The organism is Haladaptatus sp. HS23, from assembly GCF_056892285.1.
The window spans coordinates 68349-85223 of sequence record NZ_JBXGLH010000003.1; the positions used below are offsets into that span (position 1 = coordinate 68349).

Genomic DNA, 16875 nt, shown 5'->3' on the forward strand with positions numbered 1-16875 from the left:
CTATCTCCCACCAAAGATTTATATAGATATGTTTGTTTGTGACAAACCATGTCGGTTGAGGCATCAAGACGACAGTTTGTCAAAACGATTGGTATCGGTGGCATCGCTGGACTTTCCGGTTGCATTAGCGCCGTGACCGATGGGAACAGTTCCGGCGGGGGTGGGAAGGACTTCGAATACTGGGAGTACTTCCATTCGCAGTCGGAAGTTGCGGAGAAGTTGATGAAATCGTCAGTCGACGAGTTCGGGAAGAAACACGACGTGACGATGAAGATGAACTGGGCAAGTTGGGACGACATCAACGGCGGGAAATGGAAGAACAACATCAGTAACGGAAACCGTCCAGTCATCTACGATTCCACGAACTCTCTCAACGGGCAGTTCATCGAGCCAGGCTGGGTGAAACCGGTCGACGAGTACAAGGACAGACTGGATTCAAAAGCGCTGAAAAACGTCAAGTGGGCGTTCGAAATGGCCGAGAGTTGTTATCGAGGGTTCGACGCCAAACTCTACGAAGTCCCGATCGGATTGGAAGTGGGCGCGCCGTTCATCGCACGAGCCGACCACTTCGAGAAGGCCGGACTCTCTATCGAAGACGACTTCCCGCCGAAAGACTATCAGGACCTCCTTCGGGTCGCGAAACAGCTGCAAAAGAACGGACCGGGGGATTACGGCTTCCAGATTTACGGCGCACAGGGAGACGTCACCGACGAGGCGCTGGTAACGTGGGCCGCATCCGAAGGCGGGTACGACGGTATGTACCTCAACAAGGATTGGTCGGACGTGAACTACGACACCGACGCTTGGAAGAAGGCGACGAAGCAGTACGTCGACATCCATCAAAAGCACGGGCTCTCCTCGGATAAGGCTCCAACAGCGTCCAACGAGGCTGTCGCTCAGAGCCTTATCTCCGGCTCCGTGAGCATGTATCAGGGGAGCACGAAGGATTTCGGCCTGTTTCGAAGCCGTGCCGGGGACATGCTCAAGGACGGGAAAATAGTCTTCGCCCCCTCGTGGAAGGGGAAGGCGGGCAACCGTGGGGATTTCTTCACGCAGTGTGTCGCCCTCATGCGAAAACCTGACGGCGTCAAAAAGAGCGTCTGGAAGAAACACGAAGACGCGGCTATAGACTGGATAAACAAGCTCCTCTCGAAGGACTTTCAGAAGGAGGTCCCCCGCTCTTTGGCGACGCTCCCGGTCAGAAAGGACGTCTGGGGCGGGTTGAAAAACGACAAGGAGTTGGAGAAGAGCAACTTCATCTCGACGCTGGAGACGACGGTCGACGGGATGGAGAACGGATGGGCGAGTCATCCGAAAATGAACGCCATCCAGTACAACATCGCCGGACCGCTCTTTCAGGAGGCCGTCCGCGGGAAGATAACGCCCGAGGAGGCGTGTAACCGCTCGGCGAAACAGATACGGAACCAAATAGAAATCTGACATGTCGACACGAAATATCCTCAACGTAGGAGAACGGACCGAGCGGTATCGGAACCGGTTTTCGGAGAACTGGTTCTCATACCTACTGATACTCCCTGTCCTGGTATTCCTCGTCGTACTCATGTGGATGCCGTTCATGCAGGGCATCTACATGAGCTTCAACGATTGGCCGTTCGGGGGCGAACCGACGTGGACCGGCTTGGCCAATTACGAGTTCCTGTTCGGTTGGAATCCGTTCTACACGTCGTTGAAGGCGACGCTGATCTTCACCTTGACCACGGTGTTTCAACTGATAGTCGCCATCGCGGCGGCGTTGGCGGTCCGCGAAATCCATCGCGGCAAGGGATTCGTTACCGGGATGTTCCTCATCTCGTACACGGTTCCACCGCTGGTGACGGGTACTATCTGGGCGTATATGCTCGAACCGGACCTCGGACCCGTCTTCGGCTATCTCACGAAGTGGCATATCCTGAACGAGACCATTTACTGGGGTAGCCACGGCGATATGGCGCTCGGTGTCGTCATGTTCGTGACGACGTGGACGTTCTGGCCGTTCATGTTCCTCATCATCTCCGCGAATCTGGAGAGCATCCCCGAAGAGATGTACGAGACAGCACGAATGTACGGCGCAAATCGGTTCCAGACGTTCCTCCGCGTCACGCTCCCCCAACTGAAGAGCGCGATTCTCGTCGCCGTGAGCATCCGCCTCATCTGGAACATGACGAAGATATCCCAGGTGCTACAGCTCACGAACGGCGGTCCGGGATACGATACGTCCATTCTGGCGGTGTTGCTCTACCGGTTCGCTTACGGTCAGGGCCGTATGGGCGTCTCCTACGCCGTCGGTATCATCCTGCTCTTCCTGACAATCGGATTCGTATTCGTGTTCATCCGTGAGTTCGAACGCGCGAGCGAGGAGGGAGCATGAGCGAGCGGGAGTACGACGCCGTCGGCGTCACCGTCAAGGCGACCACGTACGGCGTTGTCGGTTTTCTGGTCCTGTCGAACCTCATCCCGCTGCTGTTCATCGTTTCGGTATCGTTCATGTCACCGAACGAGTTCTTCGGAGCGCCGCACATCGTCCCCCACTCGCCGACGCTAGAGGCGTGGACGAGCGGGTATATGGAACTGAAGGACAACCTCGTGAACAGTTTCCTCATCGGCGCCGGGACGGCGATACTGGCGTTGGTCATCACTATTCCGGGTGCCTATGCGTTCGCTCGGAAGGAGTTCTACGGGAAAACAGCGGGTTTCTACGCCATCATTTCAGCGATGATGTTCCCCTATATCCTCCTCGTCATCCCGATAATGGACCTGTGGAACGACTTGGGACTGTACAATACCATTCCCGGAATGATTCTCGCATATCAAGTGTTCGTCACTCCGTTCGCGATTTGGATACTTCGGGATTTCTTCGAAAAACTCCCCGACGACATCGAGGAAGCAGCGCAGGTGTACGGCTGTACGCAGTTCACGGCGTTCTTGCGTGTCATCCTCCCGTTGGCCGCCCCGGGCATCGTCGCCGTCGGTTTCCTCGCCTTCCTCACCGGATGGAACGACTTTCTCTTTGCGAACCTGCTCACAACCGGCACCGGACCGGTGCCGGCCGTCCCGGTGCTGTACGGCACCATCGGAGGTGGTTCGGGTGAGCGAGTGTATTGGGGCAAACTGATGGCCGAGACGCTCATCATCGGTATCCCACCGACGATGATCTACCTTGTCGCGAGGAACTACCTGGAGAACGCATTCACCGTATGACGCGATCAACAATGACTCAAACCACAGACGCCAGTTCGAACGAATCGACAGTAGAATCGAGTGCCGACCAACCGTCCGCGAGGGTCAGCGAATCTCACATCCGAATCGACGAGGTTCGCAAGACGTTCAACGACGGGCAAATCGTCGCCTGCGACGACGTGAACATCGACATCGACGAAGGCGAGTTCGTCGTCTTCGTCGGCCCATCCGGATGTGGGAAAACGACCACGCTCCGTTGCATTGCCGGGCTGGAAGAGCCCGATGAAGGTCGAATTCTCGTGGACGGTGAGGACATTACGGGCCTGAAATCGAAGGACCGAAACCTTGCATTCGTGTTCCAGAGCATCGCCCTGTTTCCGCACATGAGCGTGCGGAAGAACATGCGATTCGGGCTCGACATGAACACGGACCTCTCGAAAGACGAGAAGAACCGACGCGTTGAGGATGTCGCCGAAACGCTCGACATCGCCCCGATGTTGGACCGACAGCCCTCCGCCCTGTCTGGGGGACAACAGCAGCGTGTCTCCCTTGGTCGTGCGATGGTGATGGAGCCTGCCGCATTTCTGCTCGACGAACCGTTTTCCGCGCTCGACGCGAACCTTCGTGACCACATGCGCGTCGAGGTCAAGAAGATTCAGCGCGAATTGAACACGTCGATGATCTTCGTCACCCACGACCAAGAGGAGGCGATGACGCTCGGCGACAAAATCGTCGTGATGAATGACGGTCACGTGCAACAGATCGGCAGCCCATACGACATTTACAACGACCCCACGAACCGCTTTGTCGCCGACTTTATCGGGTCGCCGTCGCCGAACTTGGTCGAGGGGACGGTCGAACGCGACTCGACGGGTCTGTCTTTCGTTACCGACGTCGGCACGATTCCAGCGACAGATGAACAGACCGCAGCAGTGGACGACCGCGTCGGGGAAACCATCGTTTACGGCATTCGACCGGAGTACCTGAATCTCGATAGCGACTCGAGGATGTTCACCGCGAATGTCGACGTGATCGAACCGCTCGGTGATAGGGATGCGATTCACCTCTCCGCAAACGAAACGTCCCTGTCGGCGCTCACATCACAGGGTGAAATCCCACAGCATACTGACCGCGTCCAGGTGGGGTTCCAGACCGAAGAAGCGTGGTTATTCGAAACGTCGGGGGCACGAATCGTCTGAACCCATCAGTCGTGGGATTTCCCCGATGTATCCGGCGAAAATATTTATCGTGGAAGAAGTCGAACGGTTATGAATACGACCGATAGCCATGACACGACAGGATACTACATTTCGCGCGGCAGTTGAGGGTGCGACCGTTGCTCACAGACTGTTCCGAACCCAAGTGAACTACCCCGCCCTACATGCTTCGCGCGTTGCGGACGGGGCTTCCTGCTTCGAGGACGCGCTGTGCAGACACAACGGTGTCCGTAGGAAGCGCAGTCTCCACAGGCATTGAATCGGAGTGTCCCACTCCTACTTTGGTGATACCGCGAGCAAGGATGTTCCACGCCGCATTCGCGTCTCTATCCGCTTCGAACCCGCACGACGGACACGAGTGTTCACGAACCCATAATGGCTTATCAGTCGAAACGCCACAAGATGCACACTCTTTGGTCGTCCCTCGTGGATTTACCGAAACGTAGTGCGTTCCTTCGCGTTCACACTTGTATTCAAGTAACGAGAGGAATGTTCGCCACGCCGATGACGCCGTGTTTCGACTGTTCGACGGCGATTCGAGCATGCCCTTGACGTTCAGGTCTTCGACTGCGACAAGGTCGTACTCTTTCGCGTAGTAGTTCGAGAGCTTGTGCAAGAAGTCACGACGCTTCTGTTTCAACTCCGAGTGACGGCGTGCAACGACACGCTGTTGCTTTCGGTAGTTCGCTGACCCATGTTGCTTGCGCGAGAGCTTGCGTTGCTCGCGTTCCAATCGCTCGCGTTCGTCCGAGAGGTCAAGTGATTCGACCGCTGTCCCATCGGTATCGTGAGCGTACTTGAGAATCCCTACGTCGATACCCACCACATCGGTGATTTCATCGGGTTTCTCGGGAGGTTCTCGGCCTACTTCGACCCCGAACGTGGCGAACCACTCGCCCGTCGGCTCTTTCTTGAGGGTGACCTGTTTGAGTTTGGCGTCGTCAGGAATGGCGCGGTGGAGCCGAATCGGGATCTCTGCGAGTTTCGAGAGTGATAGGACAGTCTGACCGCCCTTGTTGTCGAGCTTGAAGCCAGATTGACTGTACGTGAAACTGCGGAACTCCCGAGGCGGCTTCCACTTGAGTTGACCAACGCCGTATCCGTTCTCCCTGAGTTTCCTGAGCGACTTGATATTGTCCTCAATTCGCATGACAGCAGTTTGCAGAACTGTCGAGTACACGTCCGAGAGGCCATCCCACCAGCCTTTGAGGCTGGGAAGTTCGTCACGGATAGACCGGACGCGCTGGTTAAGTGTACCTGCGTCCTCGGGGATTTGGTTGAAGCGGTAGAGCGCGTGGTTGTATAGTTGCCTACAGATATCGCGGTGGAGATCCAACTCCTCTCGGTGGGCGTCGGACGGTTTGAGACGATATTTGTAGGCATAGTACATACTACTCGCGTTCTTCGATAAGTTCGTCCAACTTATCCTGAACGAACCGCGAGAGGTTTAGGTGATTGTCCTGAACCCACTCCTCTTGGTCGTCTCGGATGGTGATGTTCTTACGCGTTGCCATACGAGTATAATACACACGATACTCGATAAAGATACCGATAGCAAACAGTGGGCCTGTGGGCTTGTGATAGTACAGTGTGCAAAAGACGTTGACGGCGCTGTATCTCCTCCTTGCTCGCGCCTTCAGCGCTCCCTGAGGAAGGGGGCTTAGCGCCTGCATTCAGCTAAACGTCGAGACCAAAGATTCGAAGATGGACTTCGTCACGGAAGCGGACATCAACACGCAACACCGTGTCATCAAAATCATCAAAAATCGATATCCTCAGGCGACTATCGTCGGGGAAGAAGAGGATGAACGAAAGTCCCTTCCCGAAGATGGAAACGCGTGGGTCATCGATCCGATCGACGGGACGACGAACTTCGTCAGAGGCGCTCAACTGTGGACGACGACCGTGGCCGCAGTCCGTGACCACGAGACAGTCGCAGCGACCACCGTCGCTCCGGCTTTGGACGACGTCTATACGACAGATTCGGACGGTACGCTACTGAATGGAGAGCAAACGACGGTGAGTACGGAAACCGACCTCGAGCGGTTCATCGTTGCGCCGATTCTCCGTTACGGTTCCGAACGCGACCAAGAGTTCGGAAACCTCCTTCGAGGATTGATACGTCAGTTCGGCGACTTACGGCGTTTCGGGTGTGCACAGGTGACGTTGGGAATGATCGCCAGTGGAACCATCGACGCCGCCGTCTCGACGCAACCGAAACCAAACCCATGGGACACGATCGCAGGAGTCTAGTTGATCGAACAGGCGGGTGGAACGGTAACCGACATCGATGGTAGCCGATGGACGCCGAATGCTGAGGGCATCGTCGCTTCAAATGGGACTCGTCACGACGCAGTCGTTGAACGCGTGTCACGGACGATTCGGTGAACGCTTTTCTGTATATCACGGCCAACGATTTCCTCGTCGAAGACCGATAGTTCGGATTCACACTGGACCGTTTAGGGCTAGCTGCTCCATCTTCCATAAAGGCCTCAGTGCTGATCACGTCCGGTCGCTTGTGCATCACTGAAACCGCAAATTTTCGTGATACCACGCCTACCAAGACTTTGATTCTGGCCGTAACTTCCGGAGTACGAATCGTGCACGAATTAATTCAGGGGCCCGGGGTAGTTCTACTTCCGATTAGTGATGTAAGCAGAAGTCCCCGAGTTATCCGTTGGTTGGACATAATCATACAGTAGAGCTCCCCTAACCGGTTTTATCGGCTGTTTTAGGATTTCATAAATTTCATAGCGCGATATCAAATCGTTGGTGCTGGAAGATGAGACTAGAGTAGGTACAGCGGCCCCAGAATGCACGATTGGGGCCAAACAACTCCCTGCAAGCGCTTCAAACTGGAGTTCAGACAGTGAGTCTAGTTACTATTCTAACCCTTTCCGGAATTAGCGAGCGGCCGAATCAGCACTGCCGCTGATCACCTGGCGTTCATCGGCTCAAAATCTGTTCTAGCTGATTCCAGTTTGCTTCAGCAACGTTAGGACCGTGTTAGCAGTCACAATGGGTTATCCGTCGTATTCGCCGGTCAGTTCGACATAAGTTAGTAGATCGACTGTACGCCAGATCGAATACAGCAAGCATGCAAAGACGAAGAAGAAGAATCACAAGACAAAGTTCTTCGACGTTGTTGCGGCCATAAAGCGTTTGGTGGACTTTCAGTGAGAGTCAACAGCGATTGAAAGCGGAGGGTCTTACTGGCGACACACGGCTGCTCGATGCGAACGCTACTCATTGTAAATCTGCCTCGATCTCATCGAATAGTGCGATCACCCGTTGTTCGATGTCGTTTCGAATGGGACGGACTTGCAGTAGTTCTTCAGTATTCGGATCCACAACTGACCACTCTCGCGAGTCAACTCCGTACAGGGCAGGGTTGAATTCAGCGATGTAGCATCCCATTCTCACAAGATAATCGGCTGATTGCAGTTCCACCAACTCGACGAGTTGCGGTTTTTGATCGGAAATGTCGATATCTTGTTCTGCCATCGCTTCAACGACTATCTCGGTGATTTCATCAGCTGGGTGGGTCCCTGCTGAATGTACCTCGATTTTATCAGTAAGATTCCGCCGCTCACACTCTTGTCGCGCGAATCCAGCAGCAATCTGGCTTCGGCCAGCATTCTCTACGCAAATGAACATCAGATGGAGCGAGTCTTCATTCGAACCGCGATCGAACCACTTCATCCGACTCGGTTCTCGATCTCGTCGAAGAGGTTGACCACCTGCTCTTCGATTTCATCTCGAATCTCGCGAACACGATCGATATCTTGTCCATCGGGATCAGCATGTGCCCAATCACGAACATCGACCTCTGCGGACGTATCGAGTTCGAGCGTCGAACACCCCATCGTCGCGACGTAGTCACACGATTCGAGTTCATAAGTCGTGATGGCTCTCGGCGTCCGACCTGAGAGATCGAACCCCACTTCGTCCATGACTTCGACAACGACCTCATGAACGTGATCTGCAGGATGTGTCCCTCCGGTCAATATTTCCACGGTGTCTTCAAGTCCGCGTCGCTTACGCTCCCGCTCCGCAAATGCCGTCGACATTTGGCTTCGGCCAGCGTTTTGCACGCACATGAATGCGACCCTGATCGTCTGAGTAGACGTTTGGTGACTCATAGATGAATAATTGAACAACTCTTCTATTAAGGTTTCGGACCCTAAGAACCATTTTTGGAACATAGAAGCACTGAGAAGGCATCACACCTACCTCTGGGACAGTAGCTCACAGTAGTGGTAGAGACGAGTTTGAACAAGAGAGGAATTCAACCACTGAAAATTCGCAGTGCCGACTGCGGGAGATGGGGACAACAAGTGACCAATAGGGAACAGACACACACAAAGAACAAATCAAATCCTACCACGGCCCTTGGACTCCAGAACCCTTATTGAAGTGTTTGCTCAAGTGTTTGGTAATGGCGACCAACGACCGGCTTCGACGCTATCTCACCGATGAACTGGGAGAGTGCTGCGATGAAGACGTCGAACAACGCGTCGACGAACTCGAAGTGCTCGGTACACAGACTGACGAGACGACACTCGAATCCGACGTACAAGTTCTTTCTGCACTTGCCAATGAAACACGCTACAAGATCATTCGATTACTGCACGCGGCCGATAGTGAGCTCTGTGTCTGTGAGTTCTCACCACTGCTCGACGTCAGTGAGAGTGCAATCAGCCACGCACTATCGGATTTGACGAAAGCAGGACTCGTTACGAGACGCAAAGATGGGAAATGGCGAAAGTATCGAGCGACGGGACGTGCGACCGCCCTTCTCGTTGCACTCGACGGCACGAAGACAGCCTAACGGACAGTTGTCGATTTCTCCCTTCTTCGGTCAAAAGCGCAGTACAGAGTGAAAACGACTTGAGAGTAATCCACAATAGTCGATCGAGCATGTTGACCCCAACGATTATATGAGAACACACTCATATGAGAATGTGTTCAGATGAACAGCGAACAATCAACCCGATCGGTGTCCAATTCCCAACAACCACCGGAAGGAGGCTGTTGTGCGGCAGAGCAGCCCCTTTCAGAGAGTGAGCTCCGAGACGACGTTACGCTTCTCTCGGCAACTGCGAACGATACGCGGTACGAAGCACTCCGGCTCATCGCCGAGAGCGATAATGGTGTCTGCGTTTGCGAACTCGCACCGTCACTCGGAGTGAGCCAAAGTGCTGTCAGTCATGCGCTCTCTCGCCTGCACACGGATGGACTGGTCACTCGACGGAAAGAGGGCCGGTGGCGATACTACGAAGCCACAGAACCAGCTGTAACGCTCCTGAGTGCACTCGATACGATTCGACAAACAACCCATGAGTAACACCACCAACTCCGAACGCGACGATGCAACGACCGTCGATGCCGAAACCCAACGACAAGCGGTTCGGGAGCGATACGGAACCATCGCAACCGACGAATCGAGCTGTTGTAGTGATTCACTCTCGTGTTGTGATGAGGACGAACTTGAGGGGCAAACGGAACAACTCGGGTACACGGCCGACGACATCGATTCGATCGCTGACGGTGCCAATCTGGGGCTTGGCTGTGGGAATCCAAACGCCATCGCGTCACTCGAAGCGGGAGAAACGGTCCTCGATCTCGGCTCTGGTGGCGGATTCGATTGTTTCCTCGCTGCAGATGAAGTCGGTGAGGAGGGACACGTGATCGGTGTCGATATGACCCCAGAAATGATCGAACGAGCTCGATCGAACGTCGACAAGAACGATGTGACGAACACAGAGTTCCGCCTTGGTGAGATCGAACATCTTCCCGTAGCGGACGAGAACGTCGATGTCATCATTTCGAACTGTGTAATCAACCTCTCGCCGGACAAGCCGCAAGTCTTCCGTGACGCTTATCGTGTGCTTCGTCCCGGTGGTCGGCTTGCTATTTCCGACGTGGTGATGACCGCACCGTTGCCCGCCGACGCTCGAAACGACATCGAATCGCTTACGGGCTGTATCGCGGGTGCTGCAACAATTGAGTCGCTCCAGACGATGCTTACCGATACTGGGTTCGAAGACGTGCAGATCGAACCGAAAGAGGAGAGCGACCAGTTCATTCGAGAATGGGACGACAGTCGCGATTTGAGTGAGTACGTCGTATCGGCTACGATCGAAGGTCGAAAACCACTGCAGTGAACGGACCCTATGGGTGAGACCACTATGAACCAAGACGAATGCGGACAACTACTCCCAGCGATCGAAGACCAACTGGGCTATATCCGACGTCTTCTCGAGGAACAGAATCTACCGACTGACGATATCGAAGCACGGCAAGACTCCCTCTACGTATATACTGTTGATTCCACCCAAGTCGGTGTTGGTGGTCTCGAATGTTACGAGTCAGTCGCGCTGCTTCGCTCCGTGGCAATCGAATCTTCAAAACAGGGCGCAGGATACGGTCAATCATTGTGTCGCCGATTGTTCGAACAGGCGGCCACTACTGGCGTGACTGACCTCTATCTCCTTACCACGACTGCTGACGGATTTTTCGCCGATTTGGGCTTTCGCGAAATTCAACGGGAAGACACACCGTTAGCGATTCAGCAGACGACCGAATTTCAGGATCTCTGTCCTGCAACGGCAACATGCATGCGTAGAACGGTTGAGTAGATATTCAATCCAATTTCTATCGATGGTGAGTAAATAGTCGAGAACGGCGTCCTATTCCGGAAGTTTAATTGAAGACTTCTACAATTGTTCTTTCGATGGATATACGTCCGCAAACACGAGAGGCAAACAAGTACGTTCACACGGATAACAGCAGGAGAAGACAGAGTCAGAAATTGGAGGGTTGTTTGGATGAGTGACGACCTCGGCGTCCTCGACCGATATCTCACGGTTTGGATCGGCTTGGCGATGGTACTCGGTGTTGCACTCGGTCACTCCGTACCCGGAATTGCAGACATGCTGAACGCCGTTACGTGGCATGGAACGAGCCTTCCGATCGCTGTCAGATTGTTTGTCATGATTTTCCCAATTATGGCCGAAATCGATTACGAACGAATTCCACGCGTCACGCGGACCGCGCGGCGAGAAATCGGGCTGACGCTCACGTTCAACTGGCTCATCGCCCCGTTCGTCATGTACGGGCTCGCTGTCCTCTTCTTGAGCGACTATCCCGAGTTCGTGACGGGGCTCATCATCGTCGGTATCGCCCCCTGTATCGCGATGGTACTCGTCTGGAACGAACTCGCGAGTGGGAATCAAGAGATGTGTGCGGTTTGTGTCGGCGTCAACAGCCTTCTCCAAATCGTGCTGTTCGTTCCCTACGCGTTACTCTTTCTCACTGTGCTCCGCGACACGACAGTGAGCGTCGATATCGGTCTCATCGCACAGATGGTCGGTGTCTTCCTCGGATTGCCGTTGCTCCTTGGCTTCCTCACGCAAAAAATTGCGTTCCGAACCATCGGTGAACGTGCCTACTACGAGCGAGTCATCCCGCGCATCAGTCCCTTTGGTCTTCTTGGATTGTTGTTTACCGTCGTGGTCATGTTCGCGCTGAAAGGCGAGTACATCGTCAGCCATCCCGAACAGATCGTCCTGATCGCAACGCCACTGTTCATTTTCTTCGCCGCAATGTGGGGACTTGCATACGGCGCAAGTGCCCTGCTCGGCTTTAGCTACACCGAGGGAATCAGCGTAGCGTTCACTGCTGCGTCCAATAATTTCGAACTCGCAATTGCCGTCGCAGTCGCCGTCTTCGGCGTCGGAAGCAATGTCGCACTCGCGATTGTCGTCGGGCCGCTGATCGAAGTGCCCGTTATGCTCGCGCTTGTTCGGGTGGCATTGGCGACGAAGGAGAACCTCTTTTCCGGAACCACAGGAACCAGCGATGTTAGCTACTCGGACTGAAAGAGAAGACAACTGTTCCATCGGACTCTATGCATTGAGAACATCGGTCTCAACTTCTGGTTGGTGCGAAAAGATGCACAACCTCAGAGGATGAAAGTGATGCGCGCCTTGGGTACAGTTCATGTCTATTGAAAAATAGATAACAATCAGATGACGATACATCCTGGAGAGAATGGGGCTCAGTACGACCAGCGACCGCCGAGTTTGAGTTCCTTTTCGTACCCGGCGTCGATCAGATCGCGTGTATCTTCGCGGGAACGACTCGGAACGTCACAGTCGCTCTCGGAGAGTTCGCAAACGGCGTTTGCGATGGTGACTGCGTGTTCGCGAAGGTCGCGGATATCGATCTTGTCGAGCGTGTCAGCGTGCGTGTGTCCCCACCCGCGACCGCTCTTGTCGGGATTCGTCGAGGAGACCATCACGCCGGGAACCCCCTCTTGAACGAACGCCCACTGGTCACCGTGGGGCGAGACGGTGTTGCTGGAGACGAGCGGAACCGACGCTTCGTCCGTTACCGTCTCGAACGCGTCGAGGACTTCGTCGAACTCGTTCGCGTTTACCGAGAGGGTCCGGTCTCGACCCGCACCGTCGATGTTGACGACGCATTTCACGGCGTCGAGGTCGTACGAGTTCATCGCGTGGTACGCGCCCTGTAGTCCGATCTCCTCCGACCCAAACACGAGCACGCGAACGCGCGTTTCGAGTTCATCCTCGATTCGAGTGAGCAGGCGACCGACCTCGGTCGCGAGCACGCTTCCTGCACCGTTATCGTTCGCACCCTCGGCGATATCGTGCGTGTCCACGTGCGCCGTTAGGAGGACCGTTTCATCGGTATCGGGTCCGAGGTCGCCGACGACGTTGACCGACGTCGAAGGTTCGTTCCGGCAGTCGACATCGACCGTTACCGAGAGGTCACCGCCCTCGGCGTGACGGGCGAGGCGCGCTCCGAGTTCCTTCGAAACGCCGACCGCCGGAATCGGACCGGGGCGGTTGTCGTACCCGACCTCACCGGTCGGTGGAAGACAGCCGCCGATGTGATTCCGAAAGATGAAGCCCACTGCACCGGCGTTGGCAGCGCTGACGTACTTCTCCATCCGGTGAATCCAGCGCCCGAAATCGTCCGGCGTCTCGCTGGAAGCCATGACAATCTTGCCGTCGCAGTCGGCCCGTTCGAAGTCCTCGGGTCGGCCGTAGCCCACGTCGACCAATTCGCCTTCGCCCGTTCCCGCAGGCGTCCCCGGGAGTGCGATGACTTGATAATCCTTCTCGTATCGCTGGTCGTGGCTCCCGCCGGTCTCGATAGAAGACGACCCGCGCCACCAGCCATCGATATCGAATTCGTCGAGGTGGACGTTCCGCAACCCTATTTCTTCGAAGTACCCTTCGAGTACGTTCGCACCTTCCCTCTCCCCCTTCTGTCCGGCCATCCGCGTTTCGAGGTCGACGAGGTCTTCGAGAACCCGCCACGAGAAATCGCAGCGATAGGCGTCACCAACGACGGCGTCTGGGAGTCGAGTCATGCATTCAGTCGTGCGGTGATACCGCAAAAACGTATGTGTCTCGGAAAATTGCGTTGCAGACGACTCATCACTACTCGATGTGGTTCGACGAGGAGTGCGGATTTTCGTGCTCTCGAAATCGCACCGTCGAGAACGACGAGAGAACGGGGTTATTCGACTTCGATGTGGTGCCACTGACTCGTTTCGTGTGTCGTCAGAGCGGACTTTGCGGCCTCGCGAACGCGGCTCACGCGCTCGTCGGTCGGTGGGTGGCTCGCGAACGCTCGTTCCAGCGGAGTTCGGTCCGCCCGCCGGTCGCGAGTCGGAAACAACCACGAGAACAGCCCGCTGGGCTCGTTTGCGCGTTGAATCTTTTCGAGCGCTCGGGCAAGCGCCAGTGGTTCATCGAGGACCGACACGGCCCGCCGGTCGGCCGCGTACTCCCGGCGGCGAGAGTAGGCTTGGAGGACGAGCGTCGGAGCGATGAACAGACCAACCACGACTCTACCCAACCCACGCCGCACGCCGCTCCCAACGCTGGTGGGACCCCGCACCGGTCGACCAGCGATGAGCGAAAGTCCCCAGCAACCGAGTGAGACGACGACCATGACCGGGAGAACGACCACGAGTACGAGGGTAGCAACCATCCGGAGGAGAATCATGGCCAGCGTCTGTAGGAGACCATCGTAGCCCTCTAAATGGGCGAGTTCGTGAGCGAGAACTCCCTCGAGTTCTGCGGGAGCCAGCAGACGGACGAGCGAGTAGTCGATAACGAGTGTCCCGCTCCCGAGCGCGAACGCATTGGGCTGACCGAGGCGTGCGATGAAGACGTCCGGTCGTTCGATACCCATCCGGCGAGTCAATCGGTCAACACTCGCTTGAATTCCCGGCGAACGGATTTCCGAGAGCGGGGTCACATCGAGGCGTTCGAGGAGGCGTTTAGTGCTCATCCGATAGCTCACGTAGCCGAAAACCAGCGCACTCACCCCCGCAAAGAGAAGCATCGCCGGAAGGTCAGCAGTAGCGAGGAGCGTACGAATCACCCGAGAACCGACGAGGACGACGACACCAGCGAGAACGAGCAACCACGCTCCAACCAGAATCGTGAGTCCGCGCGGCCGACGAGATGACGCTGCCATAAGCTTTCGTACGGGCCACACACGCAAACGGGTGTCGCCATCTATCCAGTCGTAAACGACCACAGGTCGGGTGACCCGTGGCTTTTCTTGTTCCCTCAGCCTATGCCGATAGCACTCCACGCGAAGCGATGTCGCGGGATGAGGTTGGGCGGTTTACAGAGCGCCCCGACCCAGACAGGCTCACCTTCCGAACAAATGGTTGGGTTTTGCGAGTCCGGTAATTAACCGATTCAACGTCTACGCCAGCGTGTTTTGCCCACGCTCGCCACGCCACATTCACGCTCGCGTTCCGGTCAGCATGGTCTTGCTGAACCGCACACGAATCATTCGTACACCGGAACCGTCGCCCCTGACGGTATCCACGATGCCCACAGCAAGAACACGATTTCGAGTTGTACGGTGACTCAACCGTCTCACAGGAAATCTGGTTCCACGTTGCTTTGTATCGAACCTGTTGTTCGAACTTGTGGAACGGAAGTTTGTGCAGACGCCGGTTCATGTACGTGCCGTACTTGATGGCGTCTCGAATCCCGCTCAAGTCCTCGAACACGATACCCGGGTTCGAGAACTGTTGGGCGAACTCCACTACGACTCGGGAGAGTCTATGAAGAATCCACTCTGTGTAGCGTTCTTCTTTCTCTCCGAGTTGATGGTGGATTGAGCGTTGGCCGTGTTCTTGACAACGTTTCGTGATGGTGTGGTAGCGTTGGCGTTCGGCTTTCACAGAGCCGTAATCCAGCACGAGTGTTCCAAGCGTGTCCATCGTCTCACGGTTAAGAGCGATGAGAGCGACGTTGCGCTCGTTAATATCGACGCCGACGAGTGTGTCAGCGTCTTCGGGTTCAGGTACTTCGATTTCTGTTTTGACCGTGACGTGTAGGTAATACACGCCATCTCGGTACAGAAGTTCGGCCTGCCCCAACGACCACTCATCCTCAGTCAAAGCCGACTCGATGAGACCGAGGTCTTCTGGTCGTCCACGAAGGTGTCTTCTCACCTTCTTGTACGGCTTCGGACTCACACGGAACGCTACGCGGTCATCCTCGTCGTTGTAGGTAAGTCGGTAACCCTCGGTGTGCGCCATGACGAGCGGGTACGCTCCTTTCTTGTCCGTGGATGGTGGTGACGGTTTGCTGACGTTGGTGTCGTCTTGGTTGTGCCACCAGTTGAGGAGTTCCTTGTAGGAGTCCCACGCTTGCAGGGCTTTCCCGACGACCGCACACTTGTTGTTCCGAAGGAAGTCGTCGCGGTCAACTTCGTTCTGAATTTCGGTGCGGTTGTAGCCGTCTTGTTTGAGTCGGAGTGTGTCGTTGGCGATGTCTCGTGCGGTGAATCGGGCATCTTTGAGCCACGACCGCTCACTCGACTCTGTATAGAGTCGGGTGCGTGCGGTCTTCGTGACTTCTTCGATACCCATACCTTGACTATCGAATCAAGTGATAATAAGAGTAGGGATTAGGATGGGAGAGTACAGAAGTCATGCACATTCGATTAGTTTGTGTATGTATCATTTCGTGTGGTGTCCGAAGTACCGTCACCGGATGTTGGAATTAGTTCGGAACGAAATTGTGGAGTTGTACCACGGAACTGCTGACCGGTTCGGTGACGATATTGTGTCGATGGAGATTGCCACCGACAACGTTCACTTGTTCGTGGAGGCAGATCCAAAGTGGAGTCCTGCCGAGATTGCCAAGCAATTCAAGGGCTACTCGGGCCGAACGATTCTGAAACGCCATCCAGAAATCAAACAGCGGTACTTCTGGGGAAGTGGGTTGTGGAAAGACGGATACTACGTCGGGACAACTGGTACAGTTTCCGAAGATGTGGTTCGTCGGTACATCGAGGAGACTGAACATTAGGCTAGCGTACGCGATTCACCCACGGGTTAGGTGACCCGTGGAACTCTCGCTGTTTCCTTTAGAAATCGAGAAGATAGAGCTACTCTACGCCACGACAACAA

General features: G+C 55.3%; 18 protein-coding genes. 11 read left to right on the forward strand and 7 right to left on the reverse strand.

The window, feature by feature from the left end:
* Positions 1-48 precede the first annotated feature (48 nt).
* Genes AC1XDK_RS10840 through AC1XDK_RS10855 form a run of 4 tightly spaced genes read left to right on the forward strand, consistent with a single transcriptional unit; the run spans position 49 to position 4376 of the window.
* Complete coding sequence (locus tag AC1XDK_RS10840; RefSeq protein ID WP_483349924.1) at positions 49-1440, forward strand: ABC transporter substrate-binding protein; 1392 nt, start codon at positions 49-51, stop codon at positions 1438-1440.
* 1 nt (position 1441) lies between these two features.
* Positions 1442-2368 carry a carbohydrate ABC transporter permease gene (locus AC1XDK_RS10845; protein WP_483349925.1) on the forward strand — a complete coding sequence of 309 codons (927 nt, stop codon included), beginning with the start codon at positions 1442-1444 and terminating at the stop codon, positions 2366-2368.
* Positions 2365-3198, forward strand: a complete 834-nt coding sequence (locus tag AC1XDK_RS10850; RefSeq protein ID WP_483349926.1) for a carbohydrate ABC transporter permease — start codon at positions 2365-2367, stop codon at positions 3196-3198. The genes AC1XDK_RS10845 and AC1XDK_RS10850 overlap by 4 nt, the downstream gene beginning before the upstream one ends.
* An 11-nt stretch (positions 3199-3209) precedes the next feature.
* On the forward strand, positions 3210-4376 hold the full coding sequence (locus tag AC1XDK_RS10855; RefSeq protein ID WP_483349927.1) for an ABC transporter ATP-binding protein: 1167 nt from the start codon (positions 3210-3212) through the stop codon (positions 4374-4376).
* Positions 4377-4554: 178 nt separating this feature from the next.
* Here AC1XDK_RS10855 and AC1XDK_RS10860 read toward each other — a convergent pair whose 3' ends face one another.
* Positions 4555-5784, reverse strand: a complete 1230-nt coding sequence (locus AC1XDK_RS10860; protein ID WP_483349928.1) for an RNA-guided endonuclease InsQ/TnpB family protein — start codon at positions 5782-5784, stop codon at positions 4555-4557.
* A 1-nt stretch (position 5785) separates the two neighbouring features.
* A complete protein-coding gene (locus tag AC1XDK_RS10865) occupies positions 5786-5908 on the reverse strand; it encodes a hypothetical protein (RefSeq protein WP_458206547.1) in 123 nt (40 codons plus the stop codon).
* 157 nt (positions 5909-6065) lie between these two features.
* Here AC1XDK_RS10865 and AC1XDK_RS10870 point away from each other — a divergent pair, with 157 nt between their 5' ends.
* Positions 6066-6647, forward strand: coding sequence for an inositol monophosphatase family protein (locus AC1XDK_RS10870; RefSeq protein WP_483350243.1), 582 nt, complete (start codon positions 6066-6068; stop codon positions 6645-6647).
* Positions 6648-7640: 993 nt separating this feature from the next.
* Here AC1XDK_RS10870 and AC1XDK_RS10875 read toward each other — a convergent pair.
* Together AC1XDK_RS10875 and AC1XDK_RS10880 are read right to left on the reverse strand one after the other, a co-directional pair.
* Positions 7641-8096 (reverse strand): arsenate reductase/protein-tyrosine-phosphatase family protein, encoded by a 456-nt coding sequence (locus tag AC1XDK_RS10875; RefSeq protein WP_483349929.1) that lies wholly within the window; start codon positions 8094-8096, stop codon positions 7641-7643.
* Positions 8093-8536 (reverse strand): low molecular weight phosphatase family protein, encoded by a 444-nt coding sequence (locus tag AC1XDK_RS10880; RefSeq protein WP_483349930.1) that lies wholly within the window; start codon positions 8534-8536, stop codon positions 8093-8095. Before AC1XDK_RS10880 ends, AC1XDK_RS10875 begins: the two co-directional genes overlap by 4 nt.
* 296 nt (positions 8537-8832) lie before the next feature.
* Between AC1XDK_RS10880 and AC1XDK_RS10885 the strand changes: the two genes are divergently transcribed.
* The 5 genes from AC1XDK_RS10885 (at position 8833) to arsB (ending at position 12277) form a co-directional block, all read left to right on the forward strand.
* Positions 8833-9225, forward strand: a complete 393-nt coding sequence (locus AC1XDK_RS10885) for an ArsR/SmtB family transcription factor (protein ID WP_483349931.1) — start codon at positions 8833-8835, stop codon at positions 9223-9225.
* A 141-nt stretch (positions 9226-9366) separates the two neighbouring features.
* On the forward strand, positions 9367-9741 hold the full coding sequence (locus AC1XDK_RS10890; RefSeq protein WP_483349932.1) for an ArsR/SmtB family transcription factor: 375 nt from the start codon (positions 9367-9369) through the stop codon (positions 9739-9741).
* Positions 9734-10561, forward strand: coding sequence for an arsenite methyltransferase (locus AC1XDK_RS10895; RefSeq protein WP_483349933.1), 828 nt, complete (start codon positions 9734-9736; stop codon positions 10559-10561). Before AC1XDK_RS10890 ends, AC1XDK_RS10895 begins: the two co-directional genes overlap by 8 nt.
* Positions 10562-10585: 24 nt before the next feature.
* The gene (gene arsN2 / locus AC1XDK_RS10900) at positions 10586-11035 is read left to right on the forward strand and encodes an arsenic resistance N-acetyltransferase ArsN2 (protein ID WP_483349934.1); all 450 of its coding nucleotides are present in this window, start codon (positions 10586-10588) and stop codon (positions 11033-11035) included.
* Between the two features lie 189 nt (positions 11036-11224).
* Positions 11225-12277 (forward strand): ACR3 family arsenite efflux transporter, encoded by a 1053-nt coding sequence (gene arsB / locus AC1XDK_RS10905; protein ID WP_483349935.1) that lies wholly within the window; start codon positions 11225-11227, stop codon positions 12275-12277.
* Between the two features lie 179 nt (positions 12278-12456).
* Here the strand turns inward: arsB and AC1XDK_RS10910 are convergent, their stop codons facing one another.
* From AC1XDK_RS10910 to AC1XDK_RS10920, 3 genes are all read right to left on the reverse strand, one after another.
* Complete coding sequence (locus AC1XDK_RS10910; protein WP_483349936.1) at positions 12457-13797, reverse strand: M28 family peptidase; 1341 nt, start codon at positions 13795-13797, stop codon at positions 12457-12459.
* Positions 13798-13946: 149 nt separating this feature from the next.
* Entirely contained in the window at positions 13947-14915 is a 969-nt protein-coding gene (locus AC1XDK_RS10915) for a M48 family metallopeptidase (protein WP_483349937.1), read from the reverse strand.
* A 100-nt stretch (positions 14916-15015) separates the two neighbouring features.
* On the reverse strand, positions 15016-16332 hold the full coding sequence (locus AC1XDK_RS10920) for an RNA-guided endonuclease InsQ/TnpB family protein (RefSeq protein ID WP_483349938.1): 1317 nt from the start codon (positions 16330-16332) through the stop codon (positions 15016-15018).
* 43 nt (positions 16333-16375) lie between these two features.
* On the opposite strand from AC1XDK_RS10920, the gene tnpA reads away from it, so the two are divergent.
* Positions 16376-16774 carry an IS200/IS605 family transposase gene (tnpA, locus tag AC1XDK_RS10925; protein ID WP_483350244.1) on the forward strand — a complete coding sequence of 133 codons (399 nt, stop codon included), beginning with the start codon at positions 16376-16378 and terminating at the stop codon, positions 16772-16774.
* Positions 16775-16875: the final 101 nt, after the last annotated feature.

Bases quoted from the DNA above. Each gene is read 5' to 3' on its own strand.
- AC1XDK_RS10885 (WP_483349931.1), top strand. From the start codon at position 8,833: ATGGCGACCAACGACCGGCTTCGACGCTATCTCACCGATGAACTGGGA.
- arsN2 (WP_483349934.1), top strand. From the start codon at position 10,586: ATGAACCAAGACGAATGCGGACAACTACTCCCAGCGATCGAAGACCAA.
- AC1XDK_RS10915 (WP_483349937.1), bottom strand. From the start codon at position 14,915: ATGGCAGCGTCATCTCGTCGGCCGCGCGGACTCACGATTCTGGTTGGA.
- AC1XDK_RS10920 (WP_483349938.1), bottom strand. From the start codon at position 16,332: ATGGGTATCGAAGAAGTCACGAAGACCGCACGCACCCGACTCTATACA.
- AC1XDK_RS10895 (WP_483349933.1), top strand. From the start codon at position 9,734: ATGAGTAACACCACCAACTCCGAACGCGACGATGCAACGACCGTCGAT.
- AC1XDK_RS10880 (WP_483349930.1), bottom strand. From the start codon at position 8,536: ATGAGTCACCAAACGTCTACTCAGACGATCAGGGTCGCATTCATGTGC.
- AC1XDK_RS10890 (WP_483349932.1), top strand. From the start codon at position 9,367: ATGAACAGCGAACAATCAACCCGATCGGTGTCCAATTCCCAACAACCA.
- AC1XDK_RS10855 (WP_483349927.1), top strand. From the start codon at position 3,210: ATGACTCAAACCACAGACGCCAGTTCGAACGAATCGACAGTAGAATCG.
- AC1XDK_RS10860 (WP_483349928.1), bottom strand. From the start codon at position 5,784: ATGTACTATGCCTACAAATATCGTCTCAAACCGTCCGACGCCCACCGA.
- AC1XDK_RS10865 (WP_458206547.1), bottom strand. From the start codon at position 5,908: ATGGCAACGCGTAAGAACATCACCATCCGAGACGACCAAGAGGAGTGG.
- AC1XDK_RS10840 (WP_483349924.1), top strand. From the start codon at position 49: ATGTCGGTTGAGGCATCAAGACGACAGTTTGTCAAAACGATTGGTATC.
- AC1XDK_RS10850 (WP_483349926.1), top strand. From the start codon at position 2,365: ATGAGCGAGCGGGAGTACGACGCCGTCGGCGTCACCGTCAAGGCGACC.
- tnpA (WP_483350244.1), top strand. From the start codon at position 16,376: ATGGGAGAGTACAGAAGTCATGCACATTCGATTAGTTTGTGTATGTAT.
- AC1XDK_RS10875 (WP_483349929.1), bottom strand. From the start codon at position 8,096: ATGAAGTGGTTCGATCGCGGTTCGAATGAAGACTCGCTCCATCTGATG.
- AC1XDK_RS10910 (WP_483349936.1), bottom strand. From the start codon at position 13,797: ATGACTCGACTCCCAGACGCCGTCGTTGGTGACGCCTATCGCTGCGAT.
- AC1XDK_RS10845 (WP_483349925.1), top strand. From the start codon at position 1,442: ATGTCGACACGAAATATCCTCAACGTAGGAGAACGGACCGAGCGGTAT.
- arsB (WP_483349935.1), top strand. From the start codon at position 11,225: ATGAGTGACGACCTCGGCGTCCTCGACCGATATCTCACGGTTTGGATC.